We start from the raw sequence: 23,264 nt of genomic DNA, 5'->3' as shown, positions 1-23,264 counted from the left end.
ATTAGATAACCAGGCGACAGCGGTACTAACTGCCGTATTCATCAAGGTAATGTCTGTCTGAAAAATTATTAAAATTGCAGGATTAACGCTCCCTGATGTGTTCCAGTCCCTTAAGGGAAAATCTTTCTTTGTTATTGCCCGCTCCCACACCGGTGAATAAAAAATTCGCGCTGCCAAACCTCTTCATCAGAGGTGGTGAGATTAACCTTTGTTTCAGTGAAACCGGGTTACGTAATACCGGGATAAAAAAGCCACCAGAGTCTTTATGCTGATGTTGTTTTTCAAATATGAGCGCGGCCCCGATATACTTGTCTGGAAAAATTCTTTCCGTTTTCCTCTTAATCATATCCGCCTGCCTTAGGTATCGGATGTTAAAGAAATCATAACGGCCATCATACTTATCCCATAACGACTCCGTTACAAGAAGCGGCAAATAGGTTGTCTGAGAGTTACAGAGCAATGACATTTTTTTCTCATCTTTGATAATCCATCCTCTGAAGGACGTTTTCAGAAAGACAGTATGATACTCACTGTCAGGTGCCCGAATATATTTATTTAAAGCTTCCAGGTAAAAGTCAGCAGAAATACTTGCATGGGCTTCTTGTTCTAACCAGGAAAAGAAGTTTTTTGTCTTTTCGTGAGGATTAGTCATTGGTTGCTTAAAAAAGTTAGCCTTAAGCTCAGCGTCTGCATCATAGTTAACGCTGGTATAGGCGCTCAGTATTTCTTCTCGCGGAGTGAAGTGTTCAAAGATGGTGAACTGTGCTTTTAGCCTGGGTGAGGTATCCCCTGTTTCCACCTTCTGCCTATGCATTTCCTCCCGTATCAACCACTCAAGGTAGCCAGACCTTTTCATTCCCTTCTTTTCTGCCGCGTTCGTTGCCCACTCGTATAAGCGCGTATCAGAAGTATAAGCCGTAATTTTGTGCTTACTCGCCATATCCTAGCATCCTTCACGGAACAAAAAATAATCATAGGTAGGTTACTTTATTAAAGGTATTTTTTCATTAAGTAAGTCACTATTGGTGACCTACTAATAAATAAAATATTTATATTCAATACGATAAAAAATTAAGTTGTATGGCGATTTTTATCCGTACATGGCTTGGAAGCCCGAAACCACAACCGGAACAATCTGGCCTATGAATGTCTTTCTGTTCCTTAACACGAGTGCCTGAGCATCCACCGGAACACATCTTCCTGTGGGAAGTTCGGGTTCAGAAAATCTGGCAGGGCGCATCCAGACAAAGGAAGACTCTTTCCTGGAAATGCCTTACAGGCAAGGCCTTCCAGAGGACGCATTATTTTTTTACACGGCCTTCCATCACCTGAGGAAGGCTGCAACACAACACCGAGAACCAGTCATTCCTCCTTTCACTTTTAACGTAAAGGAGATATCCCCATGAACACATCCCCTACTCTGCTGAACGACCAGCTTGTCGATATGACATTCATTACGACCTACACTCAATGCAGTGATAAATGGTTTTACAAACTCATCAGCGAAGGGCTATTCCCCAAACCCATCAAGCTGGGACGTAGTTCCCGCTGGCTAAGGAGCGAAGTAGAAGCCTGGATGCAGCAGCGTATAACTGACTCGCGTGGTAACTGAGCATGCCTGTAAAAAAGAAGGGCTGTAGTATCATCAGTGAGGTCTGGCAAAAGCCCAAAATGGGCTGAGCAGGATTAGCTTAATGAGCTGTACCTGTTCTTAAGAAAACAAGTTTTTTCTCATATTCTCAATTGATAACCCTAGAGTAAAAATCAATCATTATAAATATATCAAACCGCTAGCTGAAAGGTGCTGAAAATTAATTCCCACAAAATTTAGTACAGTATATATATTATATAGCATATGTAACCAGTATATATAAATGACATCTATAACCAGCGAGCACTGGTAATGTTTATTGTATATTACCAGTGTGAGTGATATCTGTGTGGTAAGTTATAGCTACGTGGATGCATATAGAAAACCCCATGCAGTGATGGTGATTTTTAATGACAACCACCTCTTTCTTTTAATGTTTAACTCTCATTAAAAAGACGCCACTGGCTTATTATTAATAAAAATCACAAATATCATTAATGGCAGAGTCAAAGTTTTCACACTATAAATATTATTGAGTCATAATCGTCAGCAATCACAAAAGTCATTATTATTCAGTATAACTTAAATAACAACTAGCGAGAGCATTCACTGTCCCCCCCCATCAGTGGCAGTTGATACATATCTTACAGCATCATGTTTTATACACTTATGACACTTTAACCCTCATTCGTGCCCACCTCGCTGCCATTTTCTCTGGCAGGGCCTGCGCACGTCTGAAATATACCTACAGGAGTAATCTTCATGACCGACAGTAAATCTCGCCCCCTGAACAAAGACTATATGAGCCGTATGAGTGACATCATCAGCAAAGCAACAAACGCCCACGTCAGAACATCTGTTTTCACTTTCATACTCAGACTGCCTGAATACCGCGATACAGGCGACAGTATTGCCAGTAACCCTAATCTGAGTTCCGGACTAATGGAACGCTTCAAAGGGGCGCTGAAGTCGCGTATAGCAGCCCATCAGCAAAGGCTTAAACGGGAAAAGTCTCAGGTATGCCCAACGAACCTGAGATACTTTTGGGTGCGCGAGGTGGGGGAAACCAGCGGCAAAGATCACTATCACGTAGCGATATTCGTTAACAAAGATACCTTTAGAGGCTTAGGGAATTATTCAAAGGAAGAACACAACCTGGGGAGCTACATCAGCGAGGCCTGGCTAAGTGCATTAGGATTACTTGATTTTCCTGAATATAGAACGCTGGTTGCCTTTAGAAAGACACACTACATGGAGAGACTTTGGGTAGAGCGCTATGGGCAACAGTACCTGGAATTACGTAAGCATCTGAAGTATTTCGCAAAAGAATACAGCAAGGTTTACACCAAAGAAGAACGCTCATTCGGGGGAAGTGTCAGATAAGCCAGCACAACGCTGGAAGCGACGTTTCCCCTGGTTACGGAAGAAGAAGTAATCCTTTGTCACCACCGAAGCTGACGGTCAATTTCTTATCGTACTGCCAGTCACTAAATACCCGATAACCCTTTCTGCAGTCATACCTCCACGTTTCCTCTTTCTTTCTGCCCTTAACGGGATGTAGTGCGCCTGCGCGGTATCTGGCTGTAACGGAGAAAAAATAATGAGAATGCTCACCCTTACCGGCGGCCAGGAACCGCCATCGTCTTTAGCTTTGCTCTGCCTTCTAGTGCTCATTGCGGTGTGTTTAAGGATACTGGTATGCGAATGATGAAATGCTATCTCGCGAATACCGGCAGCGGACATTTTATCACCTCTGACGAAGCCGCAACCGGCGAACCAGGATCACTGACCTGCCCTTCATGTGGCTGTGTTCTGTACGTTCAGCCCGGGAGTGCAGACGAAAAACCGTGGTTCTGGCATGACCAGAGTACGGTGCCTGTTAGCACACTGATGGGCTGCGTTCATTCTGATCCGGAAATTAAACTCAGAAAGTTGCGAAATTCCATTGGGGAACTGACAACTCACGTGACAGCGATGTCCTGGTACTGCGTCTGGTGCGGGCAACACTACTAGGGAGAAAAGCTGTGCATCCCGTGTGGTACGGGGATCTACAGTATCGAAGATATGCCACTGGATATTGGGCCGCATTAAAGTGATCTCGTAAGTTTAAGCCAAAACCGTGGTTGAGATTTATTGAGAGTGCAAGGTCTCAAGGTGTGTCAATCCCGCCTTTTCTTCTCTCTGTGTTGATAGAAATAAGGTGAATTAACTGCCTGATAATCTCGTCTTCATCGAGAATTAGACCGACACTCGCCACCTGTAATTGTTCCTCGCCTGCTAGAATTCTGTAGCCTGCATTCAGAGGTTGAGTTCCCAAGCCTGCATGATGTGGATAGAGAAGCATAACTTGTGGGCAGTGATAAAGCCGGGCATAGGCCATCATCTGGTAGACATCAGCCTGCGATACGCCATGCCTGGCATCTTCGTGATGACGCCCAATACGCTTCCATTTAGTGTCTATGATCATAATAGTCTGATGGTCCCGCTCGATAAGCAGATCCGGCCGGGTCTGGAAGCGGGGTTTGCCTTCTTTTCCGTCCTCGATCAAACAGTATAATCTGCCTGCCTGTGCACGAACCGTCCATTCCGTACCGCGTACAGCGCGCTTCGCCAGTGCCGCAATATATGCCTCGAACAGATCGTTCATCGGGAAAAGCAGTGTAATCCCGTTCTGAGCTCGTTTATCGTGGTGTGTAGCCTGCCAGTCGCGTCTCAGGAGGAGGCGCGCCAGATTGTGGAGGGCTTCCCAGCGATGATTTGTTCGGTCGATACGCACCTGTGACCACGGCAGGTGACTCAAGGGGACGTCGCTAACCCCCGCCAGCAGGATGCGCAATTCATTCAGACGGCGGAGAGTATCAGCAGCTCGGGCATAATGGTGAAGCAGAACTACACACGCCTTCATGATTCGAAGTAGGACGGTATCAGCCGACAGTTCGTCGTAACGACAGGCAAGACGGTCGGGGCGGACAGCAAGCGTAGTGAATTGTCGTTTGATATTGAGCCTTCCGCGCAATGAGGGCAAATCGTCTTCCTGTGCCAAATAGACGCACGGTAATCCCCGATGTACTTCAGATAAGAGTCGCTCGGCGAACAAGCGGATGAGTATCTCTAGCAAGTTTTCAGCTTGTCTCGCCATTGTTGCAGCCTGTCCATTCCCGAGTTTAAGGCCGAGGGCGACATCAAGCATACGTATCAGGCGATTTCGGATTGTGGCGTCCGGTTCTGTAGTCTCGTCGTCGAATTTGGGCAGGATCTCAAGGCTACATCCCGGAGCGGCAATGACCCCAACCATTTGCCCGGCAATAATTTTGTTATGGCGATCGATTAAGATATTTGTACCGTGCTGATTTGCAAGCGGATGCACGCGCGCCGCCGCAAGCAACGCGTTAGCCTGAGGCCGGGTAAAAGCATGAGGAGCATTTATGCTGCTTTCCGTGCTCACACAAACAGCACCCCATTCGCGAACCGTAAGGTGCGTCATTCTTTCGATTCAACAGCCACCTCGAGAGCGGTGGCATTAAACGTTCTGGCTTTGCCTACCAGTCGATCAAAGGCGTCATTTTTGAACGGTGCACGTACCGACCAGCTTGATAACGGTTCACCCTCTATTCCTGGCGGCGGTAAGATCTGCTTTTCCTGCATAAAACCATCTCCCAACACTGCCGCGATTCGGCTCCAGTCCTCAAAGAAATACTCTTGTAACAGCGGTATGACCTTATTACGCACTGCATCTTCAACTTGTGCCCTGGATTCACAATTGATAAAGAAAGCGTGTCCAATGCGATATTCCCGGCCTATAAGATATTCAATTCGCTGGTTAATGGTGGTAAGAACGGCTTTGAGATCGATCCCCTCGACTTCACTTAGCAGAGTCGAGTCGGGAGCCATTTCCCGAAAGTTGAATCGCCGCCTTAATGCAGTGTCGAGCAAGGCGATGGATCTATCGGCGGTATTCATTGTGCCTATGATATGAAGGTTGGCGGGGATGCCAAAATCTTTCTTTTTCGAATAAGGCAGAGTTACTGTGAGTGCATCAGGCATTCCCAGACGTTTATCCGGCTCAATTAACGTAATCAGTTCACCGAACACTTTCGAGATATTTGCCCGGTTGATCTCATCAATAATGAGTACGAACTGCTCTGGTTGCCCTTTAACATCAGAACTATTATCTGGGTCTTCTGTACTCGAGAGCAGTCTGCCTAGCGCCGGGATATTCACTCGATTGGTGGCAATCGAATAGAGCGTCCGCATAGTGAAGTTACCATCGATAATGGTATCGAGTGGCAGTGGTTCATCGAGAGTCAGTAGCCAGCGCACAGGGCGGCGATGGGCATAGTAACCTTCGGCTTCAGGAACGAAATAGTAATCACCCGTGATCTCAGCGATAGCGCGGAACGCAGTGTTACCGTAAGGGACTATCACGATATCGCCAGGCTTCATTTCGCAACGGAAGGGATGGGTTTGCGTCCAGTTACTTGGCGTCTTGTTCTCCGAATTTTGCTTGATCCATTCATCATGAATCGCCTTGAGCGATGAAAATCTATCCGCGCTCCAGTCTATGCTCCCACCCCAACCCAGAGCAATATACCCGTTGTCGCGGGCATCTTCATACACATCGTCTTCTGTGCCAATTGTCCCTTGCCCCATTTTCCAAAACCGTTTTTGGGACAGTTGCAGTGCTGAGGCATCCGTCTGTGCACGGGGTTGTGTTCTGGCCTGATCGGCAAGGGCGCAAATTTCCCTGAAGAGCCCCGGCGTGGGCATGAGTCTGAATCCTGCAGATGACGACTCATCTTCACCAATTCCTGGACGAAGGCCCTCAACGAAGGTTTCGTAGTCATAGCTCTGGTGGAATGTGACGAAAGAGATCCTCTTTTCTGCCATCAGTTCGTTATAGCGATCCATCAGGGCTGCACGCCCATCTTTTGAGTTCGGATAGGCGTCTTTGCCATCGCAGAGCGCTACAGCTTCCCTCGCCGTATGAAAGGTTTTTCCGGTACCAGGAGGACCGTAAAAAATAAGGTTAGTCGGAGTAATGTTATTCTGGGCCACCGGTTCACTTCCTTCCGTAAGTATGAACGTATATTTTCGGGTTGTGCTCTTTTTAGGCCCTTCCGTCACCGGAGGAGGAACATCCGCTAGTTCCTGAAATTTTTGACCATCAAGAGCCTGACAGATGTTCGGCCATCCCTTGTCGAGACCCATTTCAGTATTCAGAGGGCCAACTACCACTGTGACACTGGCGTCACCTCGATCTCTGGCTGGGGTGATGTAGTTTTCAAGGACATAATCCCGAATTTCGTCGGCCTGAGAGTCATCACCGCTCAGGAAGCGTCCATATTGTCCGAGCCAGCTATTCCAGCTGGACAATCGGTTAAGCGGTTGCTCTGATTCCGGCATTAACAACCGATACTCATCGCCGTTGTCTTTAGCATCACAGCGAATCTCTTTGATCCGTTGTCGCAATTGCGTAAATCCGTCCGCCTTGTAGGCTGCATCCAGATCTGCATGAGGAGAACCAAGCGCTGCGAGTTTTTTTTCGATAGTTTTGACAGCATAAATACGAGAGTTGAGGCCCGCTTGTGTTTTAGCTCCTCGGCTCTCCAGCCATTCCCGAAATTCAAATTCGAGCATTCCCTATGTCCTCTCATTCAACGTTATCTCGCTGATTGTTATCATCATAGATGATGGAAGAACCAGCAAAGATAACCACCATATGCCTTCCGGCTCACTTCGTCAGCCAAATTAGTGTGATATTCTTTCCAAAATGCTGTTGTATCCACGACATAAGGCTGACCTGCCCCCAGTATTAGATACAACCTTCAGTTAGTAATGTCGGTTTGTTTACCTTCACATTCTCCATTTCGCCACCGTGCTGCAAACTCTGATGGCGTCTGATAATTCAGTGCTGAATGTGGACGACACTCGTTATAATCCTGCCGCCAGTCATTAATGATTTTCCTGGCGTAAACGATATCGCGGAACCAGTGTTCATTCAGACATTCATCGCGAAAGCGTCCGTTAAAACTCTCAATAAATCCGTTCTGTGTCGGCTTGCCGGGCTGGATAAGCCGCAGCTCCACGCCATGCTCAAAGGCCCATTGATCCAGTGCGCGGCAGGTGAACTCCGGCCCCTGGTCAGTTCTTATCGTCGCCGGATAGCCCCGAAACAGTGCAATGCTGTCCAGAATACGCGTGACCTGAACGCCTGAAATCCCGAATGCGATGGTAATTGTCAGACACTCCTTAGTGAAGTCGTCCACACAGGTCAGGCACTTGATCCTGCGACCGGTGGCCAGCGCGTCCATGACGAAATCCATCGACCATGTCAGGTTGGGCGCCGCCGGGCGGAGCAGCGGCAGACGTTCTGTTGCCAGCCCTTTACGACGTCATCTGCGTTTTACGCTCAGCCCGTTCAGATGATAAAGGCGGTACACGCGCTTGTGATTAACATGAAGGCCTTCACGGCGCAGTAACTGCCAGATGCGGCGGTAGCCAAAACGCCTGCGCTCCAGTGCCAGCTCAGTGATGCGCCCTGATAAATGCGCATCAGCCGCCGGGCGCTGAGCCTCATAGCGGCAGGTCGACAGAGACAAACCTTTAAGCCTGCAGGCACGACGTTGCGACAGACCGGTCGCATCACACATAAACTCAACAGCTTCCCGCTTCTGGTCTGTCGTCAGTACTTTCGCCCCAGAGCCACCTGAAGTGCCTCCTTATCCAGCATGGCTTCGGCAAGCAGCTTCCTGAGGCGGGCGTTCTCCTCTTCAAGAGATTTAAGCCGCTTCACCTCAGGAACTTCCATGCCACCAAACTTCTTGCGCCAGGTGTAAAAGGTGGCGTCGGAAATGGCGTGCTTGCGGCAGAGCTCACGGGCAGAAACGCCGGCTTCAGCTTCGCGAAGAATACTGATGATCTGTTCGTCGGAAAAACGCTTCTTCATGGGGATGTCCTCATGTGGCTTATGAAGACATTACTAACATCGCGGTGTATTAATCAACGGGGAGCAGGTCATTACGTCTTTTGTTGAAAAAACAAGCAGGTTATTTGCATGTACAGTGCCAATGCCATGTACATAGTTCATAACAGTCTAAAAGATATCGGTTTCTAACCTAATTTATTTAGGTAAATTAGATCTCCATTTTTTTCGGTAGGCAACGAAAGATGTTGCTTGGGGCATTTAATTACCGCTACTACCAATAGCTGGCAAGTCAACCATGATAAGTCTAGAATTCTTTCTCTCATGAAATTAAAATAAGGTACCTACCTCAATACTCCTCAATCAGTAAGGCATCAAAAATGTATTCAGATCATCAACGTAATTACCTAGCACACTGGTTGACACTAAGCAGCAAAGCTGAAGATTCTCTAACACAAACTATCGCCAGCGCACGAGTTGATATGAATCCCCATCAGGTTGAAGCTGCGATGTTTGCGCTGGCATCTCCTCTATCCCATGGAGTAATCCTTGCTGATGAGGTTGGTTTGGGCAAGACAATTGAAGCAAGTCTGATTTTGGCGCAAAAATGGGCAGAACGACGCCGGAAACTATTACTCATCGCACCTGCAACGCTGCGTAAGCAGTGGAGTCAGGAACTGGAAGAGAAATTTTCGCTACCTTCGCGCATTATCGAAGCAAAAAGCTTCAATCAAATGATCAAAGAGGGATGTAGTAATCCATTTGACATTGAAAGCGCGACGGGTGAGCCAGCGATATGTATTTGTTCATACGAATTCGCTTCCCGTAAAGAACATGAATTGGCTCGTATCCCATGGGATCTGGTCGTCATGGATGAAGCCCATAAACTACGAAATATCTACAAGAGCGATGGTGCTAAAACAGCCAAAAAACTCAGTAGCGCTTTATCTGGCAGAAAAAAAATTCTGCTTTCCGCTACGCCGCTTCAAAACAGTATCCTTGAACTTTATGGTCTGGTTTCCGTTATTGACCCTCATTTCTTCGGCGATTTGGCCTCTTTTAAGGCCCGTTATTCTCGGCAAAATATTGATGATGCAGAATTGGCATTATTAAGGGTACGTCTGAATAAGATCTGTAACCGTACGCTTCGCCGACAGGTTCAGCAGGAAGGAGGGATTAGTTTTACGCGGCGTCATTCAATAACCGAAGATTTTCGCCCGACGGAAGATGAAGAAGCTCTCTATAAACAGGTTTCCTCGTATTTGCAACAAGACGATCTACTGTCAATCAAAAGCGGTGCTCGTCATCTGGTTACACTAGTCATCCGTAAAATTTTGGCCTCGTCATCCACGGCGATTCAGGGAACACTGGAGACGATGATTCACCGTCTAGAGAATAGAATGCCGGTTTTAGATGCCCTGACTGATTATGAAAATTATGATGATTATAGTGATGAAGAAGGAGTCGAGGATGAAGATACGATCGATCCTCGGGCGCTACAGGCAGAAATTGATCAGTTAAAAAGTTATAAAACCTTAGCAGCATCCATAACAAAAAATGCCAAGGCGGAAGCATTGTTAAGCGTTCTTAGTCGAGCTTTCAAATTTACAGTCGAACTGGGCGGATTGCGTAAAGCGGTCATTTTTACCGAGTCTGTACGCACCCAAACCTGGCTAGCGCAACTGCTTTCAGAGAATGGGTATGAAGGCGAAGTAGTGTTACTCAACGGCAGTAACAGCGATGCGGCATCTAGAAAGATTTATAGCGACTGGTTGGAGAAGCATCAAAACTCTGGCCGGGTTTCTGGTTCGCGTACGGCAGACATGAAGGCGGCGCTGGTCGAAAAGTTTAAGGACGAAGGCACTCTGATGATTTGTACCGAGGCTGGTGCAGAAGGTATCAACCTTCAGTTCTGCTCTCTGTTAATCAATTATGACTTACCTTGGAACCCGCAGCGGGTTGAGCAACGTATTGGGCGTGTTCATCGTTATGGACAAAAACACGATGTTGTAGTGGTCAATTTCATCAATAAAGGCAACCGGGCCGATCAGCGTGTATTTGAATTATTGAGCCAAAAGTTCCAGCTTTTTGAAGGCGTATTTGGCGCATCCGATGATATCCTGGGATCGATCGAATCGGGCGTCGATATTGAAAGGCGTATCCATGAGATTTACCAGCATTGCCGCTCCGACGAGCAAATAGAGCAGGAGTTTAATCATCTTCAAGATGAACTTAAAGACCAATTGGAGAATCGAGAGAATGAAACCCGGCGTTCATTATTTGAACATTTTGATGTAGATGTCGTACGAAATCTAAAAACTCGACGCACAACAACTCTCACACAGTTAAACGACTACCAAGAAAATCTGTTACTACTCGCAGAGATGTTTCTAAGCGAAGATAGCGATTTCCAACAGTCTGAGACTGGTTTTCGTTCAGAAGGAAAGTATTTTGACGTTAGCTGGCCCGTTGCAGATGAAAAGGACGCAGAATTTTTTAGACCCAACCAGGGATATGGAAAGCAATTAATTGATATTGCCCTACATGAAGGTGAGGAGCTCGCCACGGTACCAGTTTGCCAGAGACTCAATTTCATCTACCAACCCAAGTCTGGACAATTGGCCGACGTAAAACTGCTTTGCCAGCAATCGGGGCAGTTGCTACTAACAAAAGTCAGTATTGGGAATCAAGAGCAACAACGAGAGCAACTTCTTGCCGCTGCCGTTACAGACACTGGTGAGGTAGTGGCGGAAGAAACCGTATCCCGCCTGCTTCGCTTACCATTGTCAGAGATAACATCTATCGAAGAACAGCCTTTGTTACCCGCTTTAACGAATCAATGTGAAGCTTTGAGGAATTCTTTTATCCAGCAGGTCGAACGTGATAACGAATTTTATTACAATGAAGAAGTAGAAAAACTTGAACGCTGGTCAGAAGATCGACGCATCGCCTTAGACTTACGTATCAAACAGTTAGATACAGAGATTAAGGATGCACGTAAAAATTCCCGCCAACTTCCTTCGCTGAAAGAGAAGATGGAAGCTAAACGCTCGCTAAAGGCACTAGAACGCGAGCGGGACAACATCATGTTGCAGTATCATGATGAAAAGAAAAAAATTGAGCAGGAAGAAGACCGCCTGCTGGAAGAGGTTGAACAAAAGCTGGCGACAGAGATAACGTCCAGCCAATTATTTGCGGTGAGCTGGACATTGAATTCATCTTCCGCATGAAGTGTTGTTGTTTCAGGAGTCAATAATGGCTAACGGTAAAGTATTAAGACAGCTGATAAAAGCGGGCGCGACGGGCGACACTGCTACGTTCCGTCGCGTTTCAGAAGCCATTATCGATGAGGAACGTCAGAAACAGCACCATCTTCTGGCTAACGATCTGGAGCATATTCTTTATGGCGATCACATTGTTCAGGCTTCGCGTTCACCTACGTTGCCTCCGGCACCGGTAGATAAAGAAAGGGGGCTGCCACTGTTGGACCTACGGCAACCGCAGCGCAGCCTCGACGAAATGATCCTTCCAGCTACCAGCGCTACAGTGATTGATGAGCTCCTTGAAGAGCACCGGCGTAGCGATGTATTGCATAGCTATGGAATGAAAGCAGCCAGTAAGATCATGTTTTTCGGGCCACCTGGCTGTGGTAAGACGCTAGCGGCGGAGGTTATTGCCTTTGAGCTGGACATGCCGCTGGCAATTGTCCGTCTTGATGTACTGGTATCCTCATTTCTGGGTGAAACAGCCGCCAATCTGCGTAAAATTTTTGATTTTATTGCCCAACATTCGCTGGTGGTCTTGTTCGATGAATTTGATGCAATAGGTAAGGAACGCGGCGACAGCGGAGAACACGGCGAATTACGCCGGGTCGTCAATGCTGTACTGCAAATGATGGATGCTTATCAGGGCAAAAGTCTGATTCTGGCGGCCACTAACCATGAACATATTCTGGACAGCGCCATTTGGCGTCGTTTTGATGAGGTGATTGAATTTCCTTTGCCTGATCAGGCGCACTTACGCGAGTTACTGGCGTTGAAGCTACGCGGCATTCGCCGCCAGTTTGAACTCGACGATAATGAATTGTTATCCTTGCTTCATCGGAAAAGTGGTGCAGATATCGAACGCATTGTTCGCCGAGCCACCAAACACATGATCCTGCGTCATCAGGAATTCCTGACGCTGAAAGATTTAAAAAACGCGATGCAGCGAGAAAACGCCAGGACTCACCGATAAGGGACTGCCATGACGGCGAATTATCAGCATCTAAATATCTTCAAAGCCCCTCTTCAGAACGACCGACGGACCCGCAAAGTCAATATGCCTCGTATTCGCAGAGGCGATTTACGTCAGCATGGGCAAATGTTATTGAACCAGCTCCAGACTCTGCGCCCGATGCTGACGCAGGTACCAGGCAGCGCCGATCATGGTCGATATATACTCAAACTGAACTACAGCGGCACGATGAATTTTTCGGCATTGATACATCATGGCGTAGAGTTTGTCAGTCAGGAAAATAAAAAAGTTTGCGTAGTCTTTAGTGACGAGCAAGGGCTGGCTACATTTGCGGAACATCTGTCATCCCTCGGTCTGGATAATACAGAACTAACCTACAAACAGATCCTGGAGGCGCTTGACGGTATTGAGTGCTGGTCGGCGGAAGATCGCAAAAGCTGGGCTCTTCGGCGTTATGGTTTTCCTGTAGAGGAACGCTTTAAACTGGATGTGGAGCTCTGGCCGGTCGAAGTAGCACATCACCCCAGACGTATCGATCTGTATACCCGTTTTGAGCAATGGTTACAGGAACAGGGGATTTCCAGACAAGATAAAATCAATCTGGACAGTCTGTTGATTTACCGGGTAGATGTCTCTCTCGCACAAGCAGAGTACTTGTTAGCACACAGGGACGTCAGGTTAATTGACTTGCCGCCGTCCAGCGGCATTAGTTATCAGCAGATTAACCGAGATATCAATACACTTCCAGATCATCTGATTTCGCCTGCGGCAAAAGCGTCCAGAGTCTGTATTCTAGATAGCGGCATCAACACCAATCATCCGCTGTTAAGCGCCGCCATTGCCGAAAGCGCCAGCTTCATTCCCGATCAGGATGCGTTTGATCAAGAGGGGCATGGCACCGCTGTAGCGAGTATTGCGCTGTATGGCGATGTTGAGGCTTGTAACCAGAGCAATTTCTGGCAACCGCAGTTATGGCTGTATAACGGGAAAGTGTTGAACGAGCGGGCTGAATTCAATGCCGAAACAATTGAAAGCACACTAACAACCGCTGTCGCGTATTTTACCGATCTCGGTTGCCGCATTTTTAACCTGTCACTAGGAAATGTTAATGCCCCCTACGACGGCAGACATATTCGCGGAATGGCGTATCTGTTAGATACGCTGGCGCGGCAATACAATGTGCTATTTGTCGTCTCTGCAGGAAATTTCTCAGGCAGCGACGCTCCCCCGGTGCCGCAAAATAGCTGGCGGGATGAGTATCCTGATTACCTGTTGCATGAAGCCAGTATTATCATCGATCCGGCTACGGCGCTGAACGTATTGACCGTGGGCAGCGTCGCCAGACATAACGCAACGTCGGATGCACAACGCAGGCCCGACGATATTCAACATCTCAGCCCAGCAACAGAAAACCAACCTTCACCTTTTACCCGACATGGTCCATCGGTAAAAGGTGCGTTTAAACCTGATGTTGTGGCACACGGTGGCAATGTTGCTTCCAGCGTTCGGCAAGGGCAATGGCAGGCACATATGCGTGGTCTGGGCGTGTTAAGCTGCCATCACCAGTTTCAGGGTAATACGCTGTTCAAAGAACTCAGCGGCACTAGCTTTGCTGCACCGTATATCACACATCTGGCGGGTCGACTGTTAAACGAATACCCGGAAATGTCTGCCAGTATGTTGCGGGCGATGCTGGTCAATCATGCATCTGTTTCTCAGGAAATGACGCAAACTTTCCCGGAGGCCATGAGAGACAGCTATAAAAATACCCCTGCAACGAGAAACCGGGAGATTGAGCGCGACGTTACGGGTTATGGCATCATTGATGAAGATGCGTTATACCGTTCTTCTGAAAATGTGGTGGTCATGCGATGCGAAGAGCAAATAGAAAATAACGCGCACCAATTTTTTGAACTGCCCTTCCCGGCTTCTTTTTTACGATCGCAGCGGGCTACCCGAGAAATCCGCATCACGCTGGCATACTCGCCCGCCGTGCGTACTACCCGGCTGGATTATACCGCCACGCGAATCGGTTTTCGGCTGGTTAAGGGCCGCTCGCTGGATGAAGTGCAGGCTAGCTTTAATCGCCAGACGCAGAGCGAAACGGAAACCCGCTCCGATGATGCTCAAACTAACCGTGTTGTATCAGCCCAACAGCGGGAACGGGGGACAGTACAATCGTCGGTATGGACTTTCCGCCAACGTAACCCGGATGAAAAATGGTTTATCGTAGTAACCCGTCAAGACAGAGATTGGGGCGAAGCATTCAGCAGCGAGCAGGAGCCTTACGCACTGGTAGTGACCGCAACCGACCGCGATAACGAACAGGCAAAGCTTTATACACAAATTCAGGCGCAGATCCGTGAACAGGAACTCGCACGAGCACGTATTGGATAAAAATAGATTATGTCAACAAAGCAAAAATTAGAACTTAACTGGATTGGTAAGCATAAGCGTCCTCGTCTGGAACCGCGTATTTTGCTTGAAGACAAAGAGTTATCTTATGGCGATACAGATAATGATAACCTATTGATTCATGCTGATAACCTGTTAGCACTGAAAGCTCTAGAGCAAAAGTATGTTGGGAAAGTTAAATGCGCATATATTGACCCACCATTTAATACCGGAGAGGCTTTCGAAAACTATGACGATGGTCTGGAACATTCTCAGTGGCTAACGCTTATTCGGGATCGTATTGAAATTATCCAAAGATTATTATCTATTGATGGAACTTTTTTTGTTCACATTGATGATAACGAGCTTGGTTATTTAATCGTTCTTTTAGACGAAATATTCGGCCGACAAAACCGAGTAAATATCGTAACATTCAAACAAGGTTCTGCCACCGGTCATAAATCAATAAACCCAGGATTGGTCACTACCACCAACTATTTGATCGTATACGCAAAAAGCAAACAACATTGGAAACCAAACAGACTCTTCACAGCCAGAGAGCGCGATTCTAGATATTCACAATACATCGTTAATATTGATGAGCATTATAGTACTTGGGAATATAAGCCTTTAGGGTCAGTATTTGCTGAGAGCTTGAAAATGAAGCCAAGCGAAGCCAAAAAAACTTTAGGTGATAATTACGAAGAAAAATTAAATGATTTCGTATTAAGCAATGCAGAAAGAGTAATTCGTACAGCCAGGCCAGATTATAACTCCGTAGGGCAAAATGTTAAAGACATCATTGACTTATCCAAAAAAAATGAAGGTGAGATATTAAAGCTTGAGCGTGAAGGTTATCCTGAAATGTATTTTACAAAGGGAGATCGAATTTTATTTTATAAAGATAAATTAAAGAATGTCGATGGTCAATTAGTTGCTGGCGAGCCATTAACGAACCTTTGGTCGGATATACTTTCAAATAATCTTCACAAAGAGGGGGGGATTAAATTCCCTAAAGGAAAAAAACCTGAGTTTTTAATCAAGAGAATTCTTGATTTATGCTCATCTCCAAATGATTTAATTTTAGACTCTTTCGCTGGCTCAGGAACTACAGCTGCTGTAGCTCACAAGATGAATCGCCGCTGGATAACCATTGAATTAGGGGATCAAGCATTTACCCATGTGCAACCTCGTCTAAAACAGGTCGTTACAGGGATTGATCAAGATGGTGTATCCAAAGCCGTAAACTGGAAAGGTGGCGGCGGTTTCCGGTATTTGCGCCTTGCCCCTTCACTCCTGAAAAAGGATCATTGGGGCAATTGGGTGATCAACAAAGAATACAACGCTGAAATGCTGGCAGAAGCTATGTGTAAGCATATGAACTTTACCTATGCACCAAGTCAGACTCAATACTGGAATCATGGTTACAGTACCGAAACTGATTACATCTATGTCACTACTGGCTCTTTAGCTTATGAACAACTCAAAGTCATAAGTGAAGAAGTAGGAACTGAACGTACATTGCTGATCTGCTGCAAGGCATTTATGACAGAAGGGGCAGAATTTCCTAACCTGACATTGGTCAAAATTCCTCGTGCCATTCTGAGTAAATGCGAATGGGATCATGACGACTATAGCTTTACGCTAAATGTACTCCCTGATGCAGAACAACCTGACGATATTGAATACGACGAAGATACTGAAGGCGAAGAACTATTATGAGCCAAAGCAACGCCATAAAAATTGCCAATCGGATTAGTGCACGACTGTCACTGCGCGATCCTCAGGATGAATCATTGCGGATCTTATGCGACGTACTCGAGCAGTTCGGTCTCAGTAAAGATCCCGATCTTAATCGATGGATTGAATTGCTACGTCAACAGTATCCCACAGTGAAAGGATTTGAACGTACCTTCCCCTCACTATGCTTTGCACTGGCTACGGGTGTAGGTAAAACTCGCTTAATGGGAGCGATGATTGCCTGGTTATATTTAACCGGGCGTAGTCGTCACTTCTTCGTACTAGCTCCAAACTTAACCATCTATGAAAAACTCAAGATGGATTTTTTACCCGGATCGCCAAAGTATGTTTTTCAGGGCATTCCTGAACTGGCGCAAACACCGCCGGTTCTAATTACTGGTGATGACTATCAAGAAGGACGGGGCGTTCGTCTGGATTATGCGATTGCCGAAAGTAAAACGGGTGATCTTTTTGGCAGCGAAACCGCCCCGCACATTAATATCTTCAATATTTCTAAAATCAACGCTCTGGATAACGCTAAAGGGGCAGCTAAGTCTAAAGTTGCTAAAATCCGACGTATTCAGGAATACGTCGGAGAATCTTATTTCAGCTATCTTTCAAACCTGCCCGATTTAGTTATTTTAATGGACGAAGCTCACCGTTACTATGCCAGCGCGGGTGCACAAGCGCTTAACGATCTGAATCCAGTATTGGGTATTGAATTAACTGCCACGCCGAAAACCGTGGGCGCAAATCCACGTGATTTTAAAAATATTATTTATCACTATCCTCTTTCGCGTGCATTAAAAGACGGATACGTCAAAATTCCAGCAGTTGCCACGCGCAAAGACTTTCGTGCCACCAACTACTCTGAAGAGCAGCTGGAAAAAATAAAGCTGGAAGACGGTATCCACCATCATGAATACGTGAAAACGGAACTAACCAGCTTTGCTAACAACTCAGGCAATAAACTGGTTAAACCTTTTATGCTTGTCGTTGCTCAGGATACCGATCATGCAGACAGGTTAAAAGTACGCATTGAACACGACGACTTCTTCAATGGCGCTTACAAAGGCAAAGTAATCACCGTTCACTCAAACCAAACGGGTGAAGAATCAGAAGAAACTATGCAGCGGCTTTTGGCCGTTGAGCATGACAAGGACACTGAAATCGTCATTCATGTCAACAAGTTAAAAGAGGGGTGGGACGTTACCAATCTGTACACCATCGTTCCATTACGTACTTCTGCATCCGAAATTCTTACGGAGCAGACTATAGGCCGAGGATTGCGTCTCCCCTATGGCAAAAGAACCGGCGTCGAGGCCGTCGACCGCCTAACAATCATCGCTCACGATCGTTTTCAGGAGATTATCGATCGTGCCAATAATGATGACTCGATTATCAAGAAAGTTCTGTATATCGGGCTGGATGATGATGAAAACGGTATTCCAGAAGTAAAACCTCAGCAAATTATCGTACCATCAATGGCTGAATTCCTGTTGGGGAATCAAATCATTGATAATAATGGGTTGCAGACTTGTGAACCTCAAGCGATATATCAGACAAACTCCATATCAAAACAGGTACTCACTACGGAAACAGAACGTAAAGTCGCAGAACTCACGTTTAGAGTGGTGTCAGAAGAAGCTAAACGATTAACCAGCAGTCAGCAACTCAGCACGCCAGAGGTGAAAGCAAACGTAACTCGACGGGTACAGCAAGCCTTGCGTGAATGGGAAGTGACTCAACATCAAATCTCATCGTCTTCGGATCAACTCGATTTGACGGAAATTATTGAAGAGCAAGTTGAACAGCCAAGTTTCCTTTCAATGGAGGATACGGAAGTTCAGGAGCTGGTCGGGACGATCACCGAAAAACTGATGGAATATACTATTGATATTCCACGAATCGTAGTTTTGCCAGAACGCGAAGTCAATTATGGATTTAATGATTTCGACCTTTCCGGATTGGATCGCATTGCGCTCAAACCCGGTAGTAAAGAACTTTTACTCACACATCTCGAGAATAACGAACAACGGACAATCAGTTGGCAGGAAGGGGGAGAAGAGGAAGAACGACTTGAAAATTATCTCATTCGTTATCTGCTCGACCACGATGAAATTGATTATGACAAACATGCCGATATGCTCTATAAATTGGCAGGACAGATGGTGAGCCACTTGTGCAGTTATCAAACGCAGGAAGAAGCAGAATCAGTTCTGAAAAATGCTGGTCGGCGATTGGCAGAATTTATATGGGCACAAATCAAACAAAATATGTGGACAACGCCAACGGGCTATACCGGACGTGTAACACAGGGTTTTGATGTAATACATCCAGCTACGTTTAATTTTGCCGGTAATGAAAAACCAAGGGACTTCCGTATTGCAATACCCGCAGGTGATAAAAATAAAATCCGCCAGATGATTTTCACTGGCTTTACTAAATGCTGTTACCCTTATCAGAAATTTGACTCTGTAGATGGGGAGCTCCGCCTTGCTCAAATATTGGAGAATGACCATTCAGTGATTCGTTGGATGAAACCTCGCCCAGGTCAGTTCCGTATCGAATATGCTAATGGTAGAAATTATGAACCTGATTTCGTTGTTGAAATGGACAATGGCTATTGCCTGATCGAACCGAAAAAAGCGACAGAAATCGACACGCCAGAAGTTCAGGCCAAAACGCGAGCGGCTACTCGTTGGTGTGAGTTCGCCAATCAAAACGCAGATAAACTTACGGGTAAAACGTGGCAATACGCGCTTATTCCACATGATGAAATTGAACTTAGCCGCTCAGTTTCAGGTTTAATGATGGATTTCATGATAAACCCCAACTTATCCAAAAATTAGTAATTTTTAAAAAAATTTAAAGAACTAGAGCACCAGCATGATTGCTGGTGCTGTCCTCTCAGAAAAGCGCGTTTACTTAACACAAAGCCCAAACTCCCCGTGCACTACATTCCCACTATGTTTCAGTCCATCTACATAATCCCCATACCACTGCAACATATCCCTTCTCTGCTCCAGATACTGCGCATGGTTGTACGTTCCGCGTATAGTGTTTTTGTCCACGTGCGCCAACTGCAACTCAATCCATGCCGTGTTATATCCCTGCTCATGCAAAATGGTACTCATCGTGTGTCGGAATCCGTGCCCAGTTGCCTTTCCGTGATACCCAATCCGTTTTAACACCTGATTTATGCTCGCCTCGCTCATTGGCTTTGCAGCATCGTTCCTTCCCGGAAACACTAAAGTATAACGCCCAGTAACAGCCTGAATCTCTCGCAACGCCTCAACGACCTGAGTAGACAAAGGAACTATGTGTGGCCGTCGCATCTTCATGCGTTCCTTCGGTACTTCCCAAATCCCTTTGTCCAGATCAAACTCACGCCATTCAGCCAACCTCAGCTCAATGGTTCGAACTCCAGTTAGCATCAGAATACGAGTAGCAAGTCGAGTTATCGGACTGCCGCTGTAATTCTCCAGTGCCTGTAAGAATGCTGGCAGCTCATCAGCGAGTAAGTGAGGGAAATGCTGAGGTTTTGGCGTCGCCAATGCACTCGCAAGATCCGCCACCGGATTGATCTCCGCCCTGCCCGTCACGATGGCATAAGTGAACACCTGCTTACAGGCTTGCCGAATTTTACGCAGCTTATCCAATACTCCGCGCTTTTCTAACTTGCGCAGCGTCGTCAGCATCTCTAGCGGTTTGATTTCAGCTATAGGACGCTTACCAAGATCCGGAAAAATGTCATTCTCAAACGCTTCCATCAGATCATCGGCATATCCCTTAGACCATCCTGGACGTTTGTACTCATGCCATTCCAGAGCAAGCGCTTTGAAGTTGTTCTCAATGGCAATTTTACGGGTTTGCTTATCTACCTTCTTCTGCTCACCCGGATCGATGCCATTGGCAATCTTCCGTTTAGCTTCATCACGACGTTGTCTGGCTTCAGAAAGCGAGATCTCAGGATAAACACCTAGCGCCAATGTTTTCTGCTTGCCATCGAAGCGATACTGCAGCCGCCAGTATTTAGAACCGTTCGGGTGCACCATCAAATGCATTCCTTCCCCATCGGTAAGCTTAAAGGCTTTATCGGTAGGTTTCGCACTTCTGACTTTTACATCTGTTAGTGCCATTAGCTGCTCTCCATCACTAAATGTTGGTACAAAAAGCCCTTGAACGGGGTTATACCAATACATATACCAACAAAGATTACTTGATGTGGGTTTATGTCGATAGACTCAGGTTGAATTTGAATGCCTCATATTGCGCTAATTTGCTGAATTTAAGGCATAAAAAAAGACGTCAGTTGACGTCTCTTGATAAGAATTTGGCGCGCCCTACAGGATTCGAACCTGTGACCTACGGCTTAGAAGGCCGGTGCTCTATCCAGCTGAGCTAAGGGCGCATAGAAGATGCGTCGGATTATACGTCGGCACGCTGGCGCGTCAACGTTTTTGCCGCCAACGGACGGCAGAGTGTCGAGGGAATGAACAATTCGCCTTAATGACGCTGACGCCACTCACTCAGCGAGATCAGATTACTCACCTCCGCGGATTCCCCTTCCAGTTCAATCCCCTGCGGCGTAAAGCGCGCATTATACTGCTCGCGTAACGCATTCAGCTCCTGGCTGTCCGGCTCCAGCTGGCGCAGGAACCCTAGCGCCAGCAACAGCTGCTGCCGTGAAATCAGAGCGGAGAACCCCGCTTTCGTCAGGATGTGGTGCCAGCGCTGGGCGTTCTCATCGCTGCCATCGACAATCAGCACCTGCCAGATTAGCAACACCGCTGCACCGTTATTCAGGTGCGCTTCGTTGTCGCCGCGAATGTAATCGGTGAACTCGTTTGCCGCCTCTTTGCCCATCTGCGCAAGCAGCGATTCAACGTGCACCGGCGGCAGCTGCAGCCGCTTGCTGAGCGCCTGCGCGGCGTGGCGCGAACCGGCGGTCAGCAGCTGAAATCCCACAACAAACACTATCGCCAGCGTGGCGAGCATCAACCAAATCATCACGTGTTCCACATCATTGCCTGGCGGGCATAATACGCGCTAAGCATGGCGCGCGCCACGGCGAAAAATCGGGAAACCGGTCGCGTAAACGAATCTGTGACTGACAGCCGCACGCGCTTCTGACAGAATAGGCGCCATCCCCGATTCAACTCTCTACAGATGGATTTCCTCTCTGATGGCAGCAAAAATTATTGACGGTAAAACGATTGCGCAGCAGGTGCGCCTTGAGGTTGCCGAAAAAGTGCAGCAGCGTCTCGCTGCCGGTAAACGCGCCCCTGGCCTGGCCGTAGTGCTGGTCGGTGAAAACCCGGCATCGCAGATCTATGTCGCGAACAAACGCCGCGCCTGCGAAGAGGTCGGTTTTGTCTCGCGCGCTTATAACCTGCCTGCCAGCACCAGTGAAGCTGAACTGCTGGAGGTGATCGATCAGCTGAACAATGACGACGCCATCGACGGCATTCTGGTGCAGCTGCCGCTGCCGGCCGGGATCGACAACGTCAAAGTGCTGGAGCGCATTACGCCGGACAAAGACGTCGATGGCTTCCATCCTTATAACGTCGGTCGTCTGTGCCAGCGCGCCCCTAAGCTGCGTCCGTGTACGCCGCGCGGCATCGTCACGCTGCTGGAGCGCTATAACATCGATACCTACGGCCTGAACGCCGTGGTGGTTGGCGCATCGAATATCGTCGGTCGTCCGATGAGCATGGAGCTGCTGCTGGCCGGCTGCACCACCACCGTCACTCACCGTTTCACTAAAGATCTGCGCCATCACGTTGAGCATGCCGATCTGCTGGTGGTGGCGGTCGGTAAGCCGGGCTTCATCCCGGGCGACTGGATCAAACCGGGTGCGATTGTGATTGATGTCGGCATTAACCGGCTGGAAAGCGGCAAAGTGGTCGGCGATGTGGATTTTGCGTCAGCCTCTGAGCGCGCAGCTTACATCACGCCTGTACCAGGCGGCGTTGGCCCGATGACGGTCGCCACGCTGATTCAGAACACGCTGCTGGCGTGCGAGCAATATCACGATGTGGAGCAGGCATAATGGCGAGTTTTTCACTGGGTAAACATGCGCACGTTGATTTATGCGATCTGCTGAAGCTGGAAGGCTGGGTGGAGAGCGGCGCGCAGGCCAAAGCGGTGATCGACGAAGGCGAAGTGCGCGTCGATGGTGCCATCGAGACGCGTAAGCGCTGCAAGATTTTTCCCGGTCAGACGGTTGAGTTTGCCGGTCAGCGCGTAACGGTTGTGGCCTGATTTTTACCAGGCAAATCCGGACCTGTAGCGGCGCAATTTATTGCGCAATGAATTGCGCCGCTACGATAAGTGCATCAGGTTAATTACCCATAAACAATAGGTTATAGTTAGCCG

General features: G+C 47.4%; 15 protein-coding genes, 1 tRNA gene and 1 pseudogene. 10 read left to right on the top strand and 7 right to left on the bottom strand.

Annotated features, from left to right (window positions below):
• Positions 1 to 82: 82 nt before the first annotated feature.
• Entirely contained in the window at positions 83 to 940 is an 858-nt protein-coding gene (locus F3J41_RS01230; protein ID WP_166709731.1) for a hypothetical protein, read from the bottom strand.
• Positions 941 to 1,402: 462 nt separating this feature from the next.
• Between F3J41_RS01230 and F3J41_RS01225 the strand changes: the two genes are divergently transcribed.
• From F3J41_RS01225 to F3J41_RS01215, 3 genes are all read left to right on the top strand, one after another.
• The gene (locus tag F3J41_RS01225) at positions 1,403 to 1,612 is read left to right on the top strand and encodes an AlpA family transcriptional regulator (RefSeq protein ID WP_166709729.1); all 210 of its coding nucleotides are present in this window, start codon (positions 1,403 to 1,405) and stop codon (positions 1,610 to 1,612) included.
• Between the two features lie 741 nt (positions 1,613 to 2,353).
• Complete coding sequence (locus tag F3J41_RS01220) at positions 2,354 to 2,974, top strand: inovirus-type Gp2 protein (RefSeq protein WP_166709727.1); 621 nt, start codon at positions 2,354 to 2,356, stop codon at positions 2,972 to 2,974.
• Between the two features lie 315 nt (positions 2,975 to 3,289).
• Positions 3,290 to 3,604, top strand: a complete 315-nt coding sequence (locus F3J41_RS01215) for a putative zinc ribbon protein (RefSeq protein WP_166709725.1) — start codon at positions 3,290 to 3,292, stop codon at positions 3,602 to 3,604.
• 136 nt (positions 3,605 to 3,740) lie between these two features.
• On the opposite strand, the gene F3J41_RS01210 is transcribed toward F3J41_RS01215, so the two are convergent.
• From F3J41_RS01210 to F3J41_RS01200, 3 genes and pseudogenes are all read right to left on the bottom strand, one after another.
• Positions 3,741 to 5,036, bottom strand: coding sequence for an McrC family protein (locus F3J41_RS01210; RefSeq protein WP_371815445.1), 1,296 nt, complete (start codon positions 5,034 to 5,036; stop codon positions 3,741 to 3,743).
• A gap of 35 nt (positions 5,037 to 5,071) precedes the next feature.
• Positions 5,072 to 7,228, bottom strand: coding sequence for an AAA family ATPase (locus tag F3J41_RS01205; RefSeq protein ID WP_166709721.1), 2,157 nt, complete (start codon positions 7,226 to 7,228; stop codon positions 5,072 to 5,074).
• Between the two features lie 188 nt (positions 7,229 to 7,416).
• Positions 7,417 to 8,537, bottom strand: a pseudogene (locus F3J41_RS01200) (IS3 family transposase).
• Positions 8,538 to 8,893: 356 nt separating this feature from the next.
• Here F3J41_RS01200 and F3J41_RS01195 point away from each other — a divergent pair.
• From F3J41_RS01195 to F3J41_RS01175, 5 genes are read left to right on the top strand one after another with little or no spacing between them, the layout of a single operon-like run.
• Complete coding sequence (locus F3J41_RS01195; RefSeq protein WP_166709719.1) at positions 8,894 to 11,743, top strand: SNF2-related protein; 2,850 nt, start codon at positions 8,894 to 8,896, stop codon at positions 11,741 to 11,743.
• 25 nt (positions 11,744 to 11,768) lie between these two features.
• Positions 11,769 to 12,749: an AAA family ATPase gene (locus F3J41_RS01190; protein ID WP_166709717.1), complete on the top strand. Its 981-nt coding sequence runs from the start codon at positions 11,769 to 11,771 to the stop codon at positions 12,747 to 12,749.
• Positions 12,750 to 12,758: 9 nt separating this feature from the next.
• Entirely contained in the window at positions 12,759 to 15,146 is a 2,388-nt protein-coding gene (locus tag F3J41_RS01185; RefSeq protein WP_166709715.1) for a S8 family peptidase, read from the top strand.
• Positions 15,147 to 15,155: 9 nt separating this feature from the next.
• Positions 15,156 to 16,865, top strand: a complete 1,710-nt coding sequence (locus F3J41_RS01180) for a site-specific DNA-methyltransferase (protein WP_166709713.1) — start codon at positions 15,156 to 15,158, stop codon at positions 16,863 to 16,865.
• Complete coding sequence (locus F3J41_RS01175; RefSeq protein WP_166709711.1) at positions 16,862 to 19,735, top strand: DEAD/DEAH box helicase; 2,874 nt, start codon at positions 16,862 to 16,864, stop codon at positions 19,733 to 19,735. The genes F3J41_RS01180 and F3J41_RS01175 overlap by 4 nt, the downstream gene beginning before the upstream one ends.
• A 72-nt stretch (positions 19,736 to 19,807) precedes the next feature.
• Here the strand turns inward: F3J41_RS01175 and F3J41_RS01170 are convergent, their stop codons facing one another.
• From F3J41_RS01170 to F3J41_RS01160, 3 genes are all read right to left on the bottom strand, one after another.
• Positions 19,808 to 21,025: an integrase arm-type DNA-binding domain-containing protein gene (locus F3J41_RS01170; protein ID WP_166709709.1), complete on the bottom strand. Its 1,218-nt coding sequence runs from the start codon at positions 21,023 to 21,025 to the stop codon at positions 19,808 to 19,810.
• Between the two features lie 195 nt (positions 21,026 to 21,220).
• Positions 21,221 to 21,297 (bottom strand) — tRNA-Arg (locus F3J41_RS01165).
• Between the two features lie 95 nt (positions 21,298 to 21,392).
• Positions 21,393 to 21,896, bottom strand: a complete 504-nt coding sequence (locus F3J41_RS01160) for a DUF1198 family protein (protein ID WP_104093006.1) — start codon at positions 21,894 to 21,896, stop codon at positions 21,393 to 21,395.
• Positions 21,897 to 22,071: 175 nt separating this feature from the next.
• On the opposite strand from F3J41_RS01160, the gene folD reads away from it, so the two are divergent.
• Positions 22,072 to 22,938: a bifunctional methylenetetrahydrofolate dehydrogenase/methenyltetrahydrofolate cyclohydrolase FolD gene (folD, locus tag F3J41_RS01155; protein ID WP_166709707.1), complete on the top strand. Its 867-nt coding sequence runs from the start codon at positions 22,072 to 22,074 to the stop codon at positions 22,936 to 22,938.
• Entirely contained in the window at positions 22,938 to 23,150 is a 213-nt protein-coding gene (ybcJ, locus tag F3J41_RS01150) for a ribosome-associated protein YbcJ (protein WP_010618497.1), read from the top strand. The genes folD and ybcJ overlap by 1 nt, the downstream gene beginning before the upstream one ends.
• Positions 23,151 to 23,264 lie beyond the last annotated feature (114 nt).

The sequence above is a fragment of the Pantoea sp. Ap-870 genome, from assembly GCF_011752515.1.
Classification (GTDB): Bacteria; Pseudomonadota; Gammaproteobacteria; order Enterobacterales; family Enterobacteriaceae; genus Pantoea; species Pantoea dispersa.
This window is presented reverse-complemented; position numbering and strand designations above follow the sequence as displayed.

Bases quoted from the DNA above. Each gene is read 5' to 3' on its own strand.
- F3J41_RS01230 (WP_166709731.1), bottom strand. From the start codon at position 940: ATGGCGAGTAAGCACAAAATTACGGCTTATACTTCTGATACGCGCTTA.
- F3J41_RS01225 (WP_166709729.1), top strand. From the start codon at position 1,403: ATGAACACATCCCCTACTCTGCTGAACGACCAGCTTGTCGATATGACA.
- F3J41_RS01220 (WP_166709727.1), top strand. From the start codon at position 2,354: ATGACCGACAGTAAATCTCGCCCCCTGAACAAAGACTATATGAGCCGT.
- F3J41_RS01215 (WP_166709725.1), top strand. From the start codon at position 3,290: ATGCGAATGATGAAATGCTATCTCGCGAATACCGGCAGCGGACATTTT.
- F3J41_RS01205 (WP_166709721.1), bottom strand. From the start codon at position 7,228: ATGCTCGAATTTGAATTTCGGGAATGGCTGGAGAGCCGAGGAGCTAAA.
- F3J41_RS01195 (WP_166709719.1), top strand. From the start codon at position 8,894: ATGTATTCAGATCATCAACGTAATTACCTAGCACACTGGTTGACACTA.
- F3J41_RS01190 (WP_166709717.1), top strand. From the start codon at position 11,769: ATGGCTAACGGTAAAGTATTAAGACAGCTGATAAAAGCGGGCGCGACG.
- F3J41_RS01185 (WP_166709715.1), top strand. From the start codon at position 12,759: ATGACGGCGAATTATCAGCATCTAAATATCTTCAAAGCCCCTCTTCAG.
- F3J41_RS01180 (WP_166709713.1), top strand. From the start codon at position 15,156: ATGTCAACAAAGCAAAAATTAGAACTTAACTGGATTGGTAAGCATAAG.
- F3J41_RS01175 (WP_166709711.1), top strand. From the start codon at position 16,862: ATGAGCCAAAGCAACGCCATAAAAATTGCCAATCGGATTAGTGCACGA.
- F3J41_RS01170 (WP_166709709.1), bottom strand. From the start codon at position 21,025: ATGGCACTAACAGATGTAAAAGTCAGAAGTGCGAAACCTACCGATAAA.
- F3J41_RS01160 (WP_104093006.1), bottom strand. From the start codon at position 21,896: ATGATTTGGTTGATGCTCGCCACGCTGGCGATAGTGTTTGTTGTGGGA.
- folD (WP_166709707.1), top strand. From the start codon at position 22,072: ATGGCAGCAAAAATTATTGACGGTAAAACGATTGCGCAGCAGGTGCGC.
- ybcJ (WP_010618497.1), top strand. From the start codon at position 22,938: ATGGCGAGTTTTTCACTGGGTAAACATGCGCACGTTGATTTATGCGAT.